This is a genomic window from Arthrobacter sp. SPG23 (assembly GCF_000876655.1).
Lineage (GTDB): Bacteria > Actinomycetota > Actinomycetes > Actinomycetales > Micrococcaceae > Arthrobacter.
In genome coordinates this window covers 148,818-167,478 of the sequence record NZ_JYCN01000014.1, presented here as the reverse complement: position 1 = coordinate 167,478, position 18,661 = coordinate 148,818, and the positions used below count along the sequence as shown (strand labels likewise).

17 protein-coding genes are annotated in these 18,661 nt (G+C 65.9%); 3 read left to right on the top strand and 14 right to left on the bottom strand.

Going from position 1 to position 18,661, the window contains the following annotated elements; genetic code table 11:
- Nucleotides 1–87 precede the first annotated feature (87 nt).
- Both TV39_RS07530 and TV39_RS22350 read right to left on the bottom strand, forming a co-directional pair.
- The gene (locus tag TV39_RS07530; RefSeq protein WP_043480175.1) at nucleotides 88–1,206 is read right to left on the bottom strand and encodes a histidinol-phosphate transaminase; all 1,119 of its coding nucleotides are present in this window, start codon (nucleotides 1,204–1,206) and stop codon (nucleotides 88–90) included.
- Between the two features lie 77 nt (nucleotides 1,207–1,283).
- A complete protein-coding gene (locus TV39_RS22350) occupies nucleotides 1,284–1,634 on the bottom strand; it encodes a LysM peptidoglycan-binding domain-containing protein (RefSeq protein ID WP_043480287.1) in 351 nt (116 codons plus the stop codon).
- 475 nt (nucleotides 1,635–2,109) lie between these two features.
- Here TV39_RS22350 and lexA point away from each other — a divergent pair, with 475 nt between their 5' ends.
- A complete protein-coding gene (gene lexA / locus TV39_RS07520) occupies nucleotides 2,110–2,859 on the top strand; it encodes a transcriptional repressor LexA (RefSeq protein WP_043480173.1) in 750 nt (249 codons plus the stop codon).
- 72 nt (nucleotides 2,860–2,931) lie between these two features.
- On the opposite strand, the gene TV39_RS07515 is transcribed toward lexA, so the two are convergent.
- Both TV39_RS07515 and hflX read right to left on the bottom strand, forming a co-directional pair.
- A complete protein-coding gene (locus TV39_RS07515) occupies nucleotides 2,932–5,004 on the bottom strand; it encodes an ATP-dependent DNA helicase (RefSeq protein WP_043480171.1) in 2,073 nt (690 codons plus the stop codon).
- Nucleotides 4,997–6,565: a GTPase HflX gene (gene hflX / locus TV39_RS07510; protein ID WP_043480169.1), complete on the bottom strand. Its 1,569-nt coding sequence runs from the start codon at nucleotides 6,563–6,565 to the stop codon at nucleotides 4,997–4,999. Before hflX ends, TV39_RS07515 begins: the two co-directional genes overlap by 8 nt.
- A 447-nt stretch (nucleotides 6,566–7,012) precedes the next feature.
- On the opposite strand from hflX, the gene TV39_RS07505 reads away from it, so the two are divergent.
- Nucleotides 7,013–7,627 carry a class I SAM-dependent methyltransferase gene (locus tag TV39_RS07505; RefSeq protein WP_043480167.1) on the top strand — a complete coding sequence of 205 codons (615 nt, stop codon included), beginning with the start codon at nucleotides 7,013–7,015 and terminating at the stop codon, nucleotides 7,625–7,627.
- Here the strand turns inward: TV39_RS07505 and dapF are convergent.
- The 6 genes from dapF to TV39_RS07475 form a co-directional block, all read right to left on the bottom strand.
- Nucleotides 7,608–8,552, bottom strand: a complete 945-nt coding sequence (dapF, locus tag TV39_RS07500) for a diaminopimelate epimerase (protein ID WP_043480165.1) — start codon at nucleotides 8,550–8,552, stop codon at nucleotides 7,608–7,610. The genes TV39_RS07505 and dapF overlap by 20 nt on opposite strands.
- A 100-nt stretch (nucleotides 8,553–8,652) precedes the next feature.
- A complete protein-coding gene (miaA, locus tag TV39_RS07495; RefSeq protein WP_043480163.1) occupies nucleotides 8,653–9,609 on the bottom strand; it encodes a tRNA (adenosine(37)-N6)-dimethylallyltransferase MiaA in 957 nt (318 codons plus the stop codon).
- Nucleotides 9,610–9,612: 3 nt separating this feature from the next.
- Nucleotides 9,613–11,181 (bottom strand): tRNA (N6-isopentenyl adenosine(37)-C2)-methylthiotransferase MiaB, encoded by a 1,569-nt coding sequence (miaB, locus tag TV39_RS07490; RefSeq protein WP_082049551.1) that lies wholly within the window; start codon nucleotides 11,179–11,181, stop codon nucleotides 9,613–9,615.
- A 17-nt stretch (nucleotides 11,182–11,198) separates the two neighbouring features.
- Nucleotides 11,199–11,744, bottom strand: coding sequence for a regulatory protein RecX (locus tag TV39_RS07485; RefSeq protein WP_043480161.1), 546 nt, complete (start codon nucleotides 11,742–11,744; stop codon nucleotides 11,199–11,201).
- 28 nt (nucleotides 11,745–11,772) lie between these two features.
- Nucleotides 11,773–12,828 carry a recombinase RecA gene (recA, locus tag TV39_RS07480; protein WP_043480159.1) on the bottom strand — a complete coding sequence of 352 codons (1,056 nt, stop codon included), beginning with the start codon at nucleotides 12,826–12,828 and terminating at the stop codon, nucleotides 11,773–11,775.
- A 190-nt stretch (nucleotides 12,829–13,018) separates the two neighbouring features.
- Nucleotides 13,019–13,243 (bottom strand): DUF3046 domain-containing protein, encoded by a 225-nt coding sequence (locus TV39_RS07475; protein WP_043480156.1) that lies wholly within the window; start codon nucleotides 13,241–13,243, stop codon nucleotides 13,019–13,021.
- 41 nt (nucleotides 13,244–13,284) lie between these two features.
- On the opposite strand from TV39_RS07475, the gene TV39_RS07470 reads away from it, so the two are divergent.
- Entirely contained in the window at nucleotides 13,285–13,794 is a 510-nt protein-coding gene (locus tag TV39_RS07470) for a MarR family winged helix-turn-helix transcriptional regulator (RefSeq protein WP_043480282.1), read from the top strand.
- A gap of 131 nt (nucleotides 13,795–13,925) precedes the next feature.
- Here TV39_RS07470 and TV39_RS07465 read toward each other — a convergent pair whose 3' ends face one another.
- The 4 genes from TV39_RS07465 to TV39_RS07450 form a co-directional block, all read right to left on the bottom strand.
- Nucleotides 13,926–14,369 (bottom strand): helix-turn-helix domain-containing protein, encoded by a 444-nt coding sequence (locus tag TV39_RS07465; RefSeq protein WP_043429615.1) that lies wholly within the window; start codon nucleotides 14,367–14,369, stop codon nucleotides 13,926–13,928.
- A 140-nt stretch (nucleotides 14,370–14,509) separates the two neighbouring features.
- Entirely contained in the window at nucleotides 14,510–15,004 is a 495-nt protein-coding gene (locus tag TV39_RS07460; protein WP_043480154.1) for a CinA family protein, read from the bottom strand.
- On the bottom strand, nucleotides 15,001–15,642 hold the full coding sequence (gene pgsA, locus TV39_RS07455) for a CDP-diacylglycerol--glycerol-3-phosphate 3-phosphatidyltransferase (protein WP_043480152.1): 642 nt from the start codon (nucleotides 15,640–15,642) through the stop codon (nucleotides 15,001–15,003). Before pgsA ends, TV39_RS07460 begins: the two co-directional genes overlap by 4 nt.
- Nucleotides 15,643–15,651: 9 nt before the next feature.
- Entirely contained in the window at nucleotides 15,652–18,591 is a 2,940-nt protein-coding gene (locus TV39_RS07450) for an FtsK/SpoIIIE family DNA translocase (RefSeq protein WP_043480280.1), read from the bottom strand.
- Nucleotides 18,592–18,661: the final 70 nt, after the last annotated feature.

Genomic DNA, 18,661 nt, shown 5'->3' with positions numbered 1-18,661 from the left:
TGTGTCCTTTGGATGTAAGGAGGAATTCCGTGTGGGTTCAGCGTCGTGGCAACCGGCTCCCAGGGGAACCGGGGGTCTGAGTCCAGTTTAGGCCGGGACGCTGGGCTGCCCGGTCAGGATCAGTTCCAGCGCCTCCAGGAAGGCTGTGGTTTCCGTCTCAGTGCCTGCGGTGACGCGTAGGTGCCCGGGGATGCCGACGTCCCGGATCAGGACCCCGCGGTCGAGCAGGCCCTGCCAGACCCCGTGCGGGTCCTCGAGCCCGCCGAAGAAGACGTAGTTGGAGTCGGACGCGGCGGGTTTGAGGCCCATCCTGGTGAGTTCCGTGACGATCCGGTCGCGCTGCCGCTTGATGTCTTCGACGTCGGCCATGAGCGCCTCGCGGTGCGTCAGGGCGGCCAGGGCAGTGGCCTGGGTGATGGCGGAGAGGTGGTAGGGCAGCCGCACCAACCGCAGCGCGTCAGCCACCTCAGGCGCGGCCGCCATGTACCCCAGACGCGCTCCGGCCAGGGCAAACGCCTTGCTCATGGTGCGGGACACGATCAGCCGCTCACGGCCCGGAAGAAGGGTCAGGGCGCTGGGCGTACCGTCGTGGGCAAATTCGTGGTAGGCCTCATCGACGATCACAACGGTCCGGCTTGCCTCGCCTGCGGCGTACACGGCCTCCACCACATCCAGTCCCAGCCCGGTGCCGGTGGGATTGTTGGGCGAGCACAGGAAGACGATGTTTGGCTGAAGTTCCCGGACCTGCCGCGCCGCCGACTCGGCACTGAGGCCATAGTCCTCTGCACGCTGGCCGACGATGTATTCAGTGTCGGTCCCGCTCGCCAGGAGGGGGTACATGGAGTACGTGGGCGGGAACCCGAGCGCGGTGCGCCCGGGCCCGCCGAACGCCTGCAGAATCTGCTGCAGCACTTCGTTGGACCCGTTGGCCGCCCAGATGTTTTCAGCCCCCAGGCCGTGGCCGAGGTACTCCGCCAGGCGTTCCCGGAGTTCGGTGAACTCACGGTCCGGGTAGCGGTTTAGTCCGGCGGCGGCTGCGGTGACGGCTTCGGAGATGGCCACGAGGACATCGGCAGGAACGCCATGGGTATTCTCGTTGACGTTGAGCAGGATGGGAACGTCCAGCTGCGGCGCACCGTACGGGGTAAGGCCACGCAGGTTGGTCCGGAGGGGAAGTCGGTTCAGGCGCTCTAGCTGGTCAGTCACTTCAACAGTTTAAGTGAGGGTGGCCGGGCCACTGAAACTGTGACGCCGCGGCCCCAGCCGACGGCCATCTCCCGGGCCTAGTTCGAGGGCACGAAGATCTGCTGGCCCGGCATGACCTTGCCGCCATCAAGGTTGTTCAGCTGGACGATGTCGGCCACAACATCGCGGGTGTCGCGTTCCGGCGCTACGGAGCCTGCGATCTCCCACAGGGACTGCCCCGGCTGAACCGTGACCGACACGGTGGGGGTCACTGAGAGCTCGGACGCGGAATCCGCCGCCTTCGCAGGCGAGTTCAAGAACCCGGCCAGCGAGATCAACAGCACCGTCAACAGGATCAGCGGCACGCCCACCAGGACGATGCGCCCCCTGCGCGTCAGGCGGAGTGGCGGCTGCGCAGACCTGACCTTCGCCGCTCTGGCGGCTTTCACCGCCGGACGCTCTTCCCAGTTGAAGCCCTGGATTCCCGACACGCCTGCTCCCTGCTCTGCGGACCGCGGGGACTCCGAAGTGTGATGGCCCCGGCCCTGATTGGCCGAACCCTTGTGACGCGAACCCTGAATAGCGCTTGTTGCTGACATGAACTGAGCCCTCCTGGACCTGACTGTGCCGCCCGGCATGTTCCTGAAGCTGCCACCCGCCCACCCGGTCTTCGAACATAGAACCGAATGGAGCTTGCGACTAGAACACATATTCGAACTTTGCTGGTTCCGTTCTAGCACTTATTAACGAACATTGTCGAGACTCACTAGAACAAATGTTTGAAAAAGCTGTGGGGCTGGCCTACGTTTGAGCTACAGAACAACCACTTCTGCAGTTGATCAGCAGGGTCTGACATTTTCAGGCCGGAAGTTCCCGGCAGCTGCAGCCACGGAGGCCGGGTGGAACGGAAAGGCGTTGGCGAACATGGCAGCACAAGCCACCGGCGGCAGGGCTACGCAGCGGAGCCAGCAGTCACCAGCGAAGCCGAAGGGCCTCACGGTGCGGCAGAAGAAGATTCTGGAAACGATCCAGCGGTCCGTCAATGACAACGGCTATCCGCCGTCGATGCGTGAAATCGGCGACACCGTGGGCCTGGCCAGCCTCTCCAGCGTCACCCACCAGCTTTCGCAGCTCGAGAAGCTGGGCTACCTCCGCCGCGACCCGAAGCGTCCGCGTGCCATGGAAGTCCTGATGCCGCTGACCCTGGACGAAGGAACCGCCAAAATCTCCGGTGTGGAGAAGCCTGCACGGCTGCGCACCGTTGGTGGACTGGCCGTCTCCGAGCTGGCCACCGCAACGGACACGGCCATGGTCCCGCTGGTCGGGCGGATCGCAGCAGGCGGCCCGATTCTGGCTGACCAGATGGTGGAGGACGTGATGCCGCTGCCAAGGCAACTGGTTGGCCACGGTGAGCTCTTTATGCTGAAAGTGACCGGCGACTCGATGATCGACGCGGCAATTTGCGACGGCGACTGGGTTGTGGTCCGCCGGCAGAGTGACGCGGTCAACGGCGACATCGTGGCCGCCCTGCTGGACGATGAAGCCACAGTCAAAACGTTCCGCCAACGGGACGGCCACACCTGGCTGCTGCCACAGAACACGCAGTACGAGCCCATCCTCGGCGACCACGCCAACATCATGGGCAAGGTTGTGTCGGTTCTCCGCTCGCTGTAGCCGCTGCCCGCCCGCGGCCGGGCAGCCGTCGTGACCGGATGACCGGGCGGCGCGCCCTGACAACTGTCGGCGTCAGCCGGCGGCAACCTCTGACGGAGCCTTTGCCAACCTCGACAGGGCGGCAACCGCAATCGCAGGATCGGTGGTGGGCCAGAACGGCGGCAGGGCAGCCCGCAGGAAGCCCCCGTAGCGTTCCGTGGACAGCCGGGAGTCAAGGACAGCCACAACGCCCTTGTCGCCCGTAGAGCGGATCAGCCGGCCGGCCCCCTGGGCGAGCCGGATCGCCGCGTGGGTGGCCGACACCGACATAAAGCCGTTGCCGCCCGCCTGGGCCACCGCCCGGGAACGCGCCGTCATCAGGGGATCGTCCGGCCGCGGGAACGGAATCCGGTCGATGACCACTAGCCGGCACGACCCGCCGGGAACGTCGACTCCCTGCCAGAGCGACATGGTGCCGAAAAGGCAGGTGTCCGGTTCGTCCGCAAACTGCCGCACCAGTGCTGTCATGGTGGATTCGCCCTGGCACAGGATGCTGACGTCCAGGCGCGGGCGCATGGCCTCTGCCGCCTCCTCCGCGGCCCGCCGCGACGAAAAGAGGCACAGTGCCCCGCCGCCGGACGCCCGGATCAGTTTCTCCAGCTCGTCCAGCGCTTCGGGTGACGTTCCGCGGCCGGGCTTCGGCAGGTGGCTGGCTACGTAGAGAATCCCCTGCTTGGGGTAGTCGAAGGGCGAGCCGACGTCCACACCGGTCCAGCTGGGTGCGCCCGGACCCACCAGCCCGAGCCCTCCTGCAGCCGGCTCGAAGGCGGATCCGATTGCGAGGGTGGCGGAGGTGAGGACGACTGTATGGCCGGCAAAGAGCCCGTCGCGCAGCTTCCCCGCCACGCTCAGCGGGGCGATGTTAATCAGCGCGGGGGCGGCGTCGTCCGGCTGGGAGTAGCCCTGTTGCGGATCAAACGTGCTGTTCCGCGAGAACCAGACCACCTCGCGGTTCTCCCGGGCGGCGATCAGGCGTTCACAGAGCTCGAGGATGACCATGAGGCGGGAGCGCGCAAGCTGGCGGCCGCCGTCGGCCGTGTTGGCGCTGTCCCCCTTCGAGTCGGAAAGGGCGGCCCGGCAGGCTTCCCGCAGCTGGTCCACGCAGTCAAGCTGTTCGTCGTTGAGGCCATTGGGCAGGAGCCCGCTGGGGACGCCGGCAATGGCCAGCTCAAGGTTGGCGGCTGCGTTATTGAGCGCGTCCACCGTGATTCCGGTATTCTTCCGGGCACCCGAAGCGGCGGCGTGGACCATCGCCACGGACAGCTGCCCGGAGACTGCTCCAGTTACCCGATCCTGCAGCTCGTGCGCCTCGTCCACCACCACGACGTCGTACTCGGGAAGCACCGCAAGGCCCTCGAAGGCGCTGACGGCCAGCATGGCATGGTTGGTGACCACGACATCTGCCTCAGCGGCGTCCTGACGGGCCAGTTCGCTGAAGCATTCGGCGGCCATGGGACATTTCTGCGCCCCCAGGCATTCCATCGACGTGACGGACACCTGCCGCCACGCACGGTCCGTCACACCCGGCATCAGTTCGTCCCGATCCCCCGTTGCGGTCTTCTCCGCCCACTCGCGGAGCCGGACCACTTCCTTGCCCAGCTGCGACGCCGGGCCGCCCAGGGAGGCGGCGAAGTGCGGGACGCTGGTGTCCTCGCCCAGCGAGAAGAGCTGCCCTTCGGACGGCTCCTCGGAGGGGAACCCGCCGTCGAGCTTGTGCCGGCAGACATAGTTTGCCCGGCCCTTGACGAGGGCCACCTTGACGGGCCGCTCCAACGCGGGAGTGATGGTTTCCAGCAGCCGCGGCAGGTCCCTGCCCACGATCTGGGTCTGCAGGGCCAGGGTTGCCGTGGACACCAGGGTGGGCTTGTCGCTGACCTGTGAATGGGCGATCAGCGGAATCAGGTACGCGAGTGACTTTCCGGTGCCGGTGCCGGCCTGCACCAGCAGGTGGTCGCCGCTGTCGATAGCGCGCGACACCTGCCGGGCCATCTCGTGCTGGCCGCTGCGGCTCTGTCCCCCCATGCCGGACACCGCCCGGTCGAGCAGTTCGATGACGAACTGCTCGCCGGCGGAACCGCTGGTTTCTCCGGCCCCGGGATCAGACATTGCTGATGAAGGATTCCAGTTCAGCGGCGAGCCCCTCGCGCACCATGACGAGGGCGCGTGTGCCCTCCTCTTCATGGTCCAGGCGAAGGATTTCAGCGTCCGTTTCGTGGAGTTTGCTGAGCAGGTCCCCGCGGTTGTAGGGAATCAGCAGTTCCATCTTGACGCTTGGCCTCGGGATGGATTCACTGATCGCCTTCAGGAGCTCGGCGATGCCCTGCCCGGTGCGGGCGGAAACCACCACATGGCGGGGTTCGCGCCGCTTGAGGCGTTCCACCACGAAGGGATCCGCGGCGTCGGCCTTGTTCAGCACAATGATTTCCGGAACCTTGCGGGCATCCACTTCGCTGAACACGGCCCGGACCGCTGCGATCTGGCCCTCCGGATCGGGATGCGAAACGTCCACCACGTGCAGGATGAGGTCCGAATCGGCCACTTCCTCGAGGGTGGAGCGGAATGCTTCCACCAGCTGCGTGGGAAGCGACCGGACGAAGCCCACGGTGTCAGCCAGGGTGTAGCCCAGGCCGTCCGCCGTCTCGGCCTTTCGGACCGTGGGATCCAACGTGGCGAACAGTGCGTTCTCCACCAGGACTCCGGCGTCGGTCAGCCGGTTCAGCAATGAGGACTTACCCGCGTTCGTGTAGCCCGCGATGGCCACTGAAGGCACGGAATTACGACGGCGGTTGGCCCGCTTGGTTTCCCGGGCCGGCTTCATCGCGGCGATTTCGCGCCGCAGCTTGGCCATCCTGGTACGGATCCGGCGCCGGTCCAGTTCGATCTTGGTTTCACCGGGACCGCGGGAGCCCATGCCGGCGCCTGCGCCGCCCACCTGGCCGCCGGCCTGGCGGGACATGGATTCGCCCCAGCCGCGCAGGCGCGGGAGCAGGTATTCAAGCTGCGCCAACTCTACTTGGGCCTTGCCTTCGCGGCTCTTGGCGTGCTGGGCGAAGATGTCCAGGATCAGGGCCGTGCGGTCAATGACCTTGACCTTCACGATGTCTTCAAGTCCGCGACGCTGTGAAGGTGCCAGCTCGGCATCCACCACCACGGTGTCGGCGCCGGTGGACATCACGATGTCCTTGAGCTCCTGGGCCTTGCCGGAGCCGAGGAAGGTACCGGGGTCGGGCTTGGCGCGGCGCTGGACGATGCCGTCGAGGACTTCCGAGCCGGCGGTTTCGGCCAACGCGGCAAGTTCGCGCAGCGAATTTTCCGCGTCGGCGAGGGTGCCCTCGGTCCAGAGGCCGGCCAGGACCACCCGCTCGAGGCGCAGCTGCCGGTACTCAACCTCGGTGACGTCTTCGAGTTCCGTGGAAAGGCCGGCCGTACGGCGCAGGGCCCGTCGTTCCTCGAGGTCCTGCTGGTCCCCGTCGAAGATGCTGTGTTCGCTGTCCTGGCGGGAAATCGCCTGGGCCGAGCCCAGAACTCCGCGCGGATTCTCAGGGGCGGATCCGGCGGCTCGGGCAGGGACATCCTTGGACAGAATCCGGTCGATGACAGCCTGGATTTCCTCAGGACTCATGTCCTGGGAGGCTGAATCTGATCCGGTATTGGGCTGGTTGGTCATGTTCTCCTTTGAAGATTCGACACTTTCAGAATAATGCTGATTGTTTGTCTGCGGGGCGGTATTCGCGCTGGGCTGACGACTATGGGTCATTCGGGCTCCTGGAGTGCCGGCGGCTGATGTGCAGCGGGCGGCGGTACGGGCGGTAAGTGAGGTGCCTGGGAGGCAGGCGGCCTTGCGGAGGGTGCGCCGGTCCCGAAGGGATGCGCAGGGTCAGATGATCAGCATTGCTGGACTCCAAGTAGGACGGGCGGGACGTCGTGCCGGAGAATCACGGCAGGACGGCGCACTGAGCGGAAGGTGTATACCTGCGTCGCTGCGGGACGGGCGGTGGCCCGTGCCGGCTACTCAAAGATCAAGAACATGGATTAAACACTAGCAGACCGGTCACCGTGCCCCGTTCGCGTCCTCGTTTCCCATCGGCGCGCGCGGCAACTAATCTGGCGAGTTATGGAGTCTGCACATTATTTCAGCGCCCAACCTGCCGGGCCGTTCACCCGCAAACCGCTCACCGTGGAACTTGCCGGTGAAACGCGCAGGCTGCAGACGTCCAGCGGCATCTTCAGCCCGGACGGTATCGACAAGGGAACTGCCGTACTTTTGGCCGACGTGCCGGCGCCTTCGCCCCAGGGCAACCTGCTGGACATCGGTTGCGGCTGGGGTCCGATTGCCCTGAGCATGGCCCTGCGGGCACCCCATTCGCAGGTCTACGCCGTGGACGTGAACGAGCGCTGTGTCGCATTGACGAACGAAAATGCCGGCCTGCTGGGCCTGAACAACGTGACGGCCAGCCTGCCGGACGACGTTGATCCCGGCCTCCGCTTCGACACGATCTGGTCGAATCCGCCCATCCGGATCGGCAAGGACGAGCTTCACTCCCTGCTGCTGCTGTGGCTCCCCCGGCTGGCTCCCGGCGGATCCGCCTGGCTGGTGGTCCAGAAGAACCTGGGGTCGGATTCGCTGCAACGCTGGTTGGGCGCCGAATTGGACAGCAGCTTCACCGTCACCCGGGAAAGCACGTCAAAGTCCTTCAGGATCCTCCGGGTCAGGAAAGCGTCCCGCTAGCGACGATCACTGCCGGGCCGCTGAGTTCCACGTGTTCGTGGCCTTCCGGCCCGGCAAAGAACTTAACGCCGACGACGCCGCCGGGCACCTTGACGTTCCAGGCGTCCGGAGCGCCCTGCCCGGCCCAGTGGCGGATGGCAACGGCGGCGGCGCAGGCGCCGGTGCCGCAGGACTGTGTCTCCCCCACACCGCGCTCGTGGACGCGCATGGTGATGGTCCCGACGCCGTCGTGGACCAGCGGCTCGGACGGGACGACAAACTCGACGTTGGTGCCGTTGGCCGGCTTCGGGTCCACGTGCGGTGCTTTGAACAGCTGGGTTGCCTCGAGCTCGCTGAGTTCCGCCAGGGCCACCACGGTGTGCGGGTTCCCCATGCTGACGGACAGGGCCGGTCGCGGCACTTCCAGGCCGTCGGCTGTGACGAGCGAGTCCATGGCCCGTGCCGTGGCCTCCCCCGGGAAAATGAATTCCCACGGGCCCATGTCCACGGCGTAGCCGTCGTCGGTCCGCACCACTGTCTTGGCGCCCGCGCGTGTTCCGATTGTCAGGGCATCGCCGGCGTCGAGGCGGACAAGGCCTTGGGCGACGAGGAAGTGCACGAACACCCGCACGCCGTTTCCGCACATTTCCGACAGGGATCCGTCGCCGTTGCGGTAGTCCATGAACCACTCGGCATCCGGGTGGACCGCCTGCAGCTCACGCCCTTCGGGGAGGAAACGCGAGGGCACGGCACGGATCAGCCCGTCGCCGCCGATGCCGCGGTGGCGGTCGCAGAGTTCCGCGACCTGCTCGGGGGCAATGGGCCAGGTGGCCTCGGGGTCGGCGACGAGCACGAAATCGTTGCCGGTGCCGTGGCCCTTGGAGAAGGCCAGGCCGCTCAGCCCCTGGAGTGTACGGTCAGGGGCGGGTGCAAGGGTTTCGTCCATGGTCCAAGGTTACCGTCACGGCGGGACGGGCCGGAAAAGAGTGCGGCGAATCACAGCGGACCCGGTGTCGCAGTACCCGGCATCCCTGCGGAGCTGGTGTTCAGCGGCAGACGCCCAGTGCCTTGGCCACCAGGTCCGGGTCCTGCCAGTCGAACCAGTGGATGCGGGGGTCCGCCCGGAACCAGGTCAGTTGCCTGCGGGCGAATTTCCGCGTGGCCATGATGGTGTCCTCCGCGGCCTGGCCGGCATCCCATTCGCCGTCGAGCACCTTCAGGAACTGGGAATAGCCCAGTGCGCGGGACGCGGTTTTGCCGTTCCTCAGCCCGGCGGCGTCCAGCCGCTCGACCTCGGCCTGGAGTCCGTTGGCGACCATGCCGTGAACGCGCTGCGCCAGCCTGTCTTTCAGTAGCTCGCGGTCAACCTGGAGCCCGATCTGGACCGCGGGCTGGTAGTACTCCCGGACGGGCATGAACGAGCTGAAAGGGCGCCCGGTCAGCTCGAAGACCTCCAGTGCGCGGACAACCCTGCGGGCGTCGCCCAGGCGGGCGGCAGAGACTGGATCTACTGCTTCGAGCCTGGTGCGCAGCGGCGCCAGGCCGGCGGTGTCGAGCTCGGTTTCAAGCCGGCGCCGGACGTCCGGATCCGTGCCGGGAAACTCGAGGACGTCCAGGGCGGCCCGGACGTACAGGCCCGACCCGCCGGCCAGGATGGCCCGTTTGCCCCGGGCGTGGATCTCCGTGATGGCAGCACGCGCGTCCCGCTGGAAATCGGAAACGCTGGCTTCTTCGGTGACGTCCAGCGTGTCCAGCAGGTGGTGCGGGACTCCCCGCTGCTCCTCCGCCGTGATCTTGGCTGTGCCGATGTCCATTCCGCGGTAGAACTGCATGGCGTCCGCATTGATGACTTCGCCGTCGAGTTCCAGCGCCAGCGCCACGGCGAGGTCCGACTTGCCGGATCCGGTGGGGCCAACCACCGCGATGACGGCGGGGACGTCCCGGGCGGGCGTCTGGGATCTGGCGGGCGTTTGCGGGTTGGCGTGCTCTCGCGGGTTGGCCATTGCCTAGCTGCGGCGGACGGGGAGGGCCGGCATGCCGAGGGACACGCCGCTTCTGCCGCCGTTCGCGCCGGTACCGCTGCCGGCTGCCGGAGCTCCGCAGGAGTCCGCCTGGGACCTGTCCCAGGCGTCACCGGCACGCGAGCGGCGCAGGGAATAGTCGTCCGCCGAGGCGGGATCGGCAACCAGGTGGAATGCGGCGGCCTCGGTGATGGTCACCGTGACGAGGTCGCCGGGGCGGGGCTTCTCCGCACCTTCCGGAACAGAGAAATGCACCAGGCGCTGATCCTGCGACCTGCCCGACAGGCGGTGTGTTTCCTCCGCCTTGCGGCCTGATTGTGCCGTGACCATGACTTCCACCCGGCGGCCCAGCTGGCGGGCGTTCTCCTCAGCGGCGATCCTGTCCTGCAGGGCCGTCAGGCGCTCGAAGCGCTCCTGGACCACGGCCTTGGGGAGCTGGTCCGGCAGGTCGGCTGCGGGCGTGCCGGGGCGCTTGGAGTACTGGAAAGTGAACGCCGTAGCAAAGCGCGATTTTTCGACGACATCCAGAGTGGCCTGGAAGTCCTCTTCAGTTTCGCCGGGGAAGCCCACGATGATGTCCGTGGAGATGGCCGCATGCGGAATCCGATCCCGGACCTTGTCCAGGATGCCGAGGAACTTGGTGGAGCGGTAGGAGCGCTTCATGTCCTTGAGGACCTTGTCCGAGCCCGATTGCAGCGGCATGTGGAGCTGCGGCATGACGTTCGGCGTTTCGGCCATGGCGTCGATGACATCGTCAGTGAACGCGGCGGGGTGCGGACTGGTGAACCGGACGCGCTCCAGTCCTTCGATTTCGCCGCAGGCACGGAGCAGTTTGGAGAAGGCCTGCCGGTCGCCGAATTCCACACCGTAGGAGTTCACGTTCTGGCCCAGGAGCGTGACTTCGATGGCGCCGTCATCCACCAGAGCCTGGATCTCGGCGAGGATGTCGCCCGGGCGGCGGTCCTTTTCCTTGCCGCGCAGGGCGGGAACGATGCAGAACGTGCACGTGTTGTTGCAACCCACTGAAATCGAGACCCAGCCCGAGTACACCGAGTCCCGTTTGGTGGGAAGGGTGGACGGGAAGACGTCCAGCGATTCCAGGATCTCCAGCTGGGCTTCGTTGTTGTGCCGGGCGCGGTCCAGGAGCGCGGGCAGGGCTCCGACGTTGTGGGTGCCGAACACGGCGTCCACCCACGGAGCCTTCTTCAGGATTGTTTCGCGGTCCTTCTGGGCCAGGCAGCCGCCCACAGCGATCTGCATGCCGGGGTTGGCCGCCTTGACCGGCGCGAGCATCCCCAGGTTGCCGTAGAGCTTGTTGTCAGCGTTTTCCCGGACAGCGCAGGTGTTGAACACCACCACATCGGCGTGATCCCCGGACGCCGGGACGTAGCCGGCATCTTCCAGCATGCCGGCCATACGTTCGGAGTCGTGCACGTTCATCTGGCAGCCGAAAGTACGCACCTGGTAGGTTCGCTGCCGGGCAGCTGCGGGTGCCGTGTCGGTGCTGGCTGAAGTGCTGGTGCCGGACGCTGGGGAGGGAATGGTCAAACTCACCTGTTAAGGGTACCGGTTCACAGGAATTCCGTTGCCGCCGGTTCGCCGGCGGCGTCGAGGACTTCCCCCACAATCCGGAAGGCCTGTGAGGGCTGGTACCCCTTACGCGCCAGCATGGAAGCCAGCCGACGGGTGACTTTGTCCCGCTCAGCCCGGTCCGTGAGGTCCGCTGAGGCCTTCAGCTTGCGTTCGACGAGTTGGCGCGCAGCCGACTCCTCCGCTTCGTCGCTGAGCTGCTCCAGGGCACGGGCAGCAATGTCCGGCTCGATGCCCTTGTCCGCCAGCTCGCGGCGCAGTGCTCCCTTGGCAAGCTTGCGGGTCTGGGACCTGCTCCGGACCCACATGTCAGCAAACTCCGAGTCATCGACCAGCCGGACCTCCTCAAACCGGTCCAGCACGGCCTCGGCCACGTCCTCCGGAACATTGCGTTCGGCGAGCTTGCGGGAAAGCTGCAGCCTGCTTTTGGGCGAATTGGTGAGTTGCCGCAGCACGATGGCCCGCGCCACCGAGGCCGGATCCGGCTCCGCGTCCTGTTCCGCCTGCGGCGCCGCACCCTGCTCCACGGAGAACCCGGCCCCGGACCGGCGTCTCCTAGAAGCCGTCAACGGCCTTGAGCTTCGGAGACTCTTCAGTTTCAGCGGCGGCGGGCTTCACGCCGACACCCAGCTTCTCCTTGATGAGGCGCTCCAGTTCTGCGGCAAGTTCCGGGTTGTCCCGGAGGAAGCGTCGGGAGTTCTCCATGCCCTGGCCCAGCTGGTCGCCGTCGTAGGTGAACCAGGAACCCGATTTCTTGATCAGGCCGTGCTCCACACCCATGTCGATAATGCCGCCCTCACGGGAGATGCCCTGACCGTAGATGATGTCGAATTCGGCGATCTTGAAGGGCGGAGCCATCTTGTTTTTGACGATTTTCGCCTTGGTGCGGTTGCCCACCGAGTCGGCACCTTCCTTCAGCGTCTGGATGCGGCGGACGTCGATACGGATGGAGGCGTAGAACTTCAGTGCCTTACCACCAGTGGTGGTCTCGGGTGATCCGAAGAAAACGCCGATCTTCTCGCGCAGCTGGTTGATGAAGATGGCAGTCGTCTTGGTCTGGCTCAACCGTCCGGTGATTTTACGCAGGGCCTGGCTCATCAGGCGGGCCTGGAGGCCGACGTGGCTGTCGCCCATGTCGCCTTCGATTTCCGCGCGGGGCACGAGGGCGGCCACGGAGTCGATGACGATGACATCGAGGGAACCCGAGCCGATCAGCATGTCCATGATTTCGAGGGCCTGTTCACCCGTATCCGGCTGCGAAACCAGCAGGGCGTCGGTATCGACACCCAGCTTGGCAGCGTATTCCGGATCCAGCGCGTGCTCGGCGTCGATGAAGGCGGCGATGCCACCCTGGCGCTGGGCATTTGCAACGGCATGCAGGGCAACGGTGGTCTTACCCGACGATTCCGGGCCGTAGATTTCCACGACGCGGCCGCGCGGCAGGCCGCCAATTCCTAGCGCAACGTCCAGGGCAATGGAGCCGGTGGGGATGACTTCGATGGGAGCACGTACTTCATCGCCCAGCCGCATGACGGAGCCTTTGCCGAACTGCTTGTCGATCTGGGCCAGCGCTGCATCGAGCGCCTTCTGACGATCCGGGGCTGCCGCCATGGTTCACACCTCTAGTTTTCTCGCTGTGGAGTGGCCTGAGCGGCCCTTTGTCTGTCATCACCGACGCTAACGGTACCCACCGACATTCTTGCCGGATGACATTGCGTATGTGGAAAAACGGTCTGAAAAAAGCATAGCCCGACCCGAACAGATATTCGAACAACCCGTCGGCGTGTCAGGCTGCGGACACTTAGTTTCGGGACGGCTTAATGTCCCTGCCGAGACGTCGATCAGCCGGGACATCCTGCACGTCGCACATCGCGAGCCATACCTGCCGCGGGGGAACACCCGCCGCCAGCGCCTGGTCCGCGGTCCGCCCGCCAACACCTGCCAGCACCAGCGAACTGCTGAGGACACGGGAGTACCCCGCACCGAACTCGTCGTCCATGAGCCGCCAAAAGTCGCTGATTCGCACGGATAAAGTCTCTCACGCCTGAGGCCAATAGAATGGTTGCCATGAGCAACCCAGCTGTGGAACCCGATGCCCCCGGCGCCACGGAAAACAGCGTCGACGCCGCCCTGCGAAACGTTGAGAACCAGATGAGCCTCTTCTGGCGCCGTGGACGATCCATCTCCCAGCAGTTGTCCCGGCAGGTCCACCCGGACATGGAACCGGCGGCCTATGGCCTTCTCACCGTCATCCGCGGGGAGGGCCCCATCAGGCTTACAGAACTCGCCTCCTGCATCGGAGTCGGCAAACCCTCGGTCAGCCGGCAGATCGCATTCCTTGAGAGCATCGGCCTCGTGTCGAAGGAAGCGGACCCGCTGGACGGCCGGGCCCAGACCATCCGGCTGACGCCCAAGGGCGAGGAGAAGATGCACCAGGTGCAGGATGCCCGGCGCGAGGTCTTCCGTGAGCGGCTCGGGGAATGGCCGGTAGAGGAATTGCAGACACTCGCCACCTACATGGCCAAGCTCAACGCGACCTATGAACGGGACGGATTCCCAAGGGACGAGACGAAATAAAGGCCTGACGGCCGGTGTGCGCACCCCGCGCCATACCGCCCACAAGCTCCGATACGCACGCCGAGGGGCCTCCGGCTTAGCCGAAGGCCCCTCGCGTCAACTGGAAAAACGAAAACCCTGACTTATGCGGGTCAGCGGGCGCCCGAGAGCAGCCCCTTGGCCAGTTCGTCAGACAGCTCAGTGTTAAGTTCGCGGTCAAGGTAACGCTGCGAGAATTCCTGCGGAACGGTGTCCGGAACAGCAACGCCCTCGGCGACGGCAACGCGGTCGCTGACTTCGCGGAGCATGCTGGACAACGGTACGTCCAGGGCCGAGCAGATCGAAGACAGCAGCTCCGAAGAGGCTTCCTTCTGGCCGCGCTCCACTTCACTCAGGTAACCCAGGGAGACCCGGGCACTGTGTGACACTTCGCGGAGGGTCCGGCCCTGACGCTGGCGAACGTCGCGCAGCACATCACCGATTTCGTGACGAAGAACTACCATCTTGCGCTCCTTCTGTTCGCTCTTGGCCTGATCGGCGAGGCCCACATCCTTCCAGCGGACAACGCCGTTTACGGATACGGGCTGCTTTACCATCTGTATCGCCTTGCTCCCTCGTACGTCAGGTCCGCCCTCATCAGGCGAACCGTAATTATTTATTCATCCTAGGCGCCTCACTGATTCGGAAGCGACACAATGTAACAACTATTAGGAATCAAATTTTGTTCCCGGCAACTTTACGCCGGGTAAGCCTCGGAAGATAGGGCCTCCAGCAGCCGCTCCAAAGCAGCAGCACACGCCTGGCCGCGGATGTCCGCGCGGTTTCCCTCGAAAACGTAACCGAACGACGTCGTGCCCTCCGCGGTGGCGACACCCACAAAAACCGTCCCCACGGATTTGCCGCCGTGCGGTTCCGGGCCCGCGACGCCCGTCGTGGACACGCCGATGTCTGCCCCGCAGACGCGTCGCGCCCCCTCGGCCATCGCCTTAGCGACGTCACCGTCCACGGATCCGACGGCGTCGAGCAGTTCGGCGGGAACGCCCAGGACGTCCGCCTTGACGGAATTCTGGTACGAAACCACGCCGCCCTGGAGCATGCCCGAGGCGCCGGGGGTGTCAGCGAGGACCGCCGCCACCATGCCCGCGGTCAGGGACTCGGCGGTGGCCACAGTCAGTCCCCGCGAGATGGCGCCGGTGACGGCCTGTTCAGCGATACGGTGCAAATTGCTCATGGCAGCTCTCCTTGGACGCGCTTGCTGGCTGCGCGCCGTCCGTTCGCCCGCAGCTTCAGCGCTTCGACGACATATTGGCCGCCGGTCCAGACGGTAATTGCCACGGCCGCCAGCATCACCAGGAAGGCCACCACGCCCAGCCACGGCGCCAGTGAGGCGAGCGGGACCACATACAGCAGGATCGCGACGGTCTGCACCACGGTCTTTAGCTTGCCGCCGCGTGACGCCGGGATGACGCCGTAGCGGATCACGAAGAACCGCAGTGCCGTGATCCCCCATTCGCGGGCCAGGATCAGGATGGTGATCCACCACGGCAGTTCGCCCAGCAGCGAGAGCATCACGAGGGCGGAACCGGTGAGGAGCTTGTCCGCGATCGGATCGGCAATCTTGCCGAAGTCGGTGATCAGTCCCCGGCTCCGGGCGATGTCGCCGTCGAGCTTGTCCGTGTAGATGGCAACCGCAAACGTCAAGGCAGCGGCCCAGCGCCAGAGGCCGTTCTGGCTGTGGAGCCCCGGCGCGTCCGCGATGAGGAACCAGACGAAGAACGGCACCAGGACAATCCGCAGCATCGTCAGGATGTTCGGAAGGTTCCAGATCCCGGAGGCGGAGCCTGAGCTGTTGGCTTCAGTGCTAGTCACTCTCCTAGGCTACCGTCCGGTGAGCGACCAGGCGTCTTCGGAGCCGTCTTCGTCGTCACCGTAGCCTCCCGTGCTGGCGTCGGCGCCGTCGTAGTACTCAACTTTCTGGGTTCGGTTGTCCAGGTCTGCGGCCACGAGATCCTCTGCGTAACCGCCCTGGGCGATGTTCGCGTTCGCGTTGTCGCTCAGCGCAGCGGTCTGGGAGTCCGGCGCGGCCGGGGCATCCTGGCCCTTCATGGCGGCGAGGACGGCGGCAAGGTCATCCGGCTTCACCAGCACGTCGCGGGCCTTGGAGCCTTCCGAGGGCCCCACCACTCCCCTGGATTCGAGCAGGTCCATCAGCCGGCCAGCCTTGGCGAAGCCGACACGCAGCTTGCGCTGGAGCATGGACGTCGAACCGAACTGGGTGGTGACTACAAGCTCGGTGGCCTGCAGCAGCACTTCGAGGTCGTCCCCGATGTCGTCGTCGATCTGCTTCTTCTGCGCCTCGGGGGCAACGTCGTCACGGTACACAGCTTTGAGCTGGCCCTTGACGTGCTCAACCACTTTGTGGATTTCCGATTCGGTGACCCAGGCGCCCTGCACACGCATTGCCTTGGAGGCGCCCATGGGCAGGAAGAGCGCGTCGCCCTGGCCGATGAGCTTTTCCGCGCCGGGCTGGTCCAGGACCACGCGGGAGTCGGTCACGGACGACGTGGCGAACGCCATGCGGGAGGGGACGTTGGCCTTGATCAGGCCGGTCACGACGTCGACGGAGGGCCGCTGAGTTGCCAGGACCAGGTGGATGCCGGCGGCACGGGCGAGCTGGGTGATGCGGACGATGGAATCTTCAACGTCGCGCGGGGCGACCATCATGAGGTCGGCGAGTTCGTCCACAATCACCAGCAGGTACGGGTACGGGCGGATGACGCGTTTGGAATCGACCGGCGGGTGGACTTTGCCGGCCCTGACGGCCTTGTTGAAGTCGTCGATGTGCTTGAAGCCGTAGTTGGCGAGGTCGTCGTAGCGGGCGTCCATCTCCCGGACCACCCACTGCAGGGCCTCGGCGGCCTTTTTGGGGTTGGTGATGATGGGCGTGATCAGGTGCGGGACGCCCTCGTACGCGGTGAGTTCCACGCGCTTGGGGTCCACCATGACCATCCGGACCTCGTCCGGCGTGGCGCGCATCAGGATCGAGGTGATCATGGAGTTCACAAAGGACGACTTACCGGCGCCGGTGGCACCAGCCACGAGCAGGTGGGGCATCTTGGCCAGGTTGGCGACGACGTAGCCGCCCTCCACGTCCTTGCCGACGCCCATGACCATCGGGTGGTCCGTGCGCCGGGCGTTCTGGCTGCGGAGCACATCGCCGAGGGAGACGGTCTCGCGGTCAGTGTTGGGGATCTCGATGCCGATGGCGGACTTGCCGGGGATGGGGCTGAGGATGCGGACGTCGCTGGAGGCGACGGCGTAGGAGATGTTCTTGGACAGCGCCGTGACGCGCTCCACCTTGGTGCCCGGGGAGAGTTCGATTTCATAGCGGGTGACGGTGGGGCCGCGGCTGAAGCCGGTGACCTGGGCGTCCACGTTGAACTGGTTGAGCGTTTCGGTGAGTGACGCCACGATGGCATCGTTCGCCTCCGTACGCTCCTTCGGGATGGAACCGGGGGTCAGTACGTCCGACGACGGCAGCGTGTAGGTGACGTCTCCGGCGAGGGAGAGCTGCTCCGTGCGCTGCGGGATCGGCGTGGGCGGCGGCGCGGGGGCAACGGGGCGTGAGGGCACTTGCGCAGCTGAAGCAACGGCGGCCGCACCTGCAGCGGGATTGAGTGACCCGGCTGCCACCATCCCCGGGGTCACCAGCGGGATGGCTTCGGTGGCGTTTTCGCCGGGCGCATCCTGCCCCTTGGTGCCCAGCCCCTGGGCTGCCTTGATCTTCTCGACGGCGATTTCGGCCTGGGTGGGCCGGCGCACGCCGGGCGCAGGGCGGGGCCCCTTGGCACCAGCCTTGGTGCCGTTGGCGCTGTCGGCTGCCTCGTCGTCGTCGATGACGGCATGTTCGAAGGCTTCGTCACCCACATACCCTTCGAGGCGGGGATCATTCTCCTGGTCCTTGCCGAACAGCCGGCCGCGCTTCTTCTTCTTGGGCGCGGCCTGGCCGGAGTTTTCGTAGAGGTAGCTGCGGTCGTGGACGTCGCCGGGTTCCTGCAGGTCGATGCCCATGAGGTGCTCATAGGCATCCTTGATCCGGCGGGGAATCGCGCCGAACGGCGTCGCGGTCACAATCAGGAGGGACGTGAAGGCCAGCAATCCGTACACCGCCACGGGCACCGCCGTGTGCAGGGCTGCCAGTGGAGAGGCGGCCAGGAAGCCGAGCATTCCGCCGGCCTGCCGCAGGCCGTCGAAACCGTCCGTTACGGTGGGCTGGCCACCGATGATGTGTGCCAGGCCGCAGCCGGCGAAGGTCATGATGAGGAAGCCGATGCCGATCCTGTTGTTGCCCCGCCCGTCCGACGGCTGGCGGAACAGCCGGAAGGCGCAGACGAAAAGCATCAGCGGCAGCAGCAGCGACATCCAGCCGAAAGTACCGTTGACGATCGCGAACACGGTGTCGGGGAACCATCCCTTGAAACCCCACCACGCGAAGGTGGCAACAAACACGCCCAGGGCGAGGTTGAAGAGGGCGGCCCCGTCCCGGCGGTCCTCGGGAGCAACGTCGCTGACGTCGTGGCCGATCCGGCGGACACCGCCGCCGACGACGTGACCGATTCCCAGCCACGCGCCTGCGGCCACCCGCACGAGCCACGGCTGACGGGGTTCGACGGCGGCCATCTGGCGGGTGCGTGCCGTGCCCGACGATCCTCCGGCCCGGCTGGTTTTGGACGCAGCGGAGCCGGAGCCCCTGCCCGCTGAGCTGCCTGGTTTGCCGCTTGAGTTGCCTCTAGGCGCGGAGGAGGTACGTGTCGCCATACCCGCCACGGTACCGGAAGCCGGGCCAAAAACCCCGGATTTCCGGGGCGGTCCGGGATGGGTGTTGCGG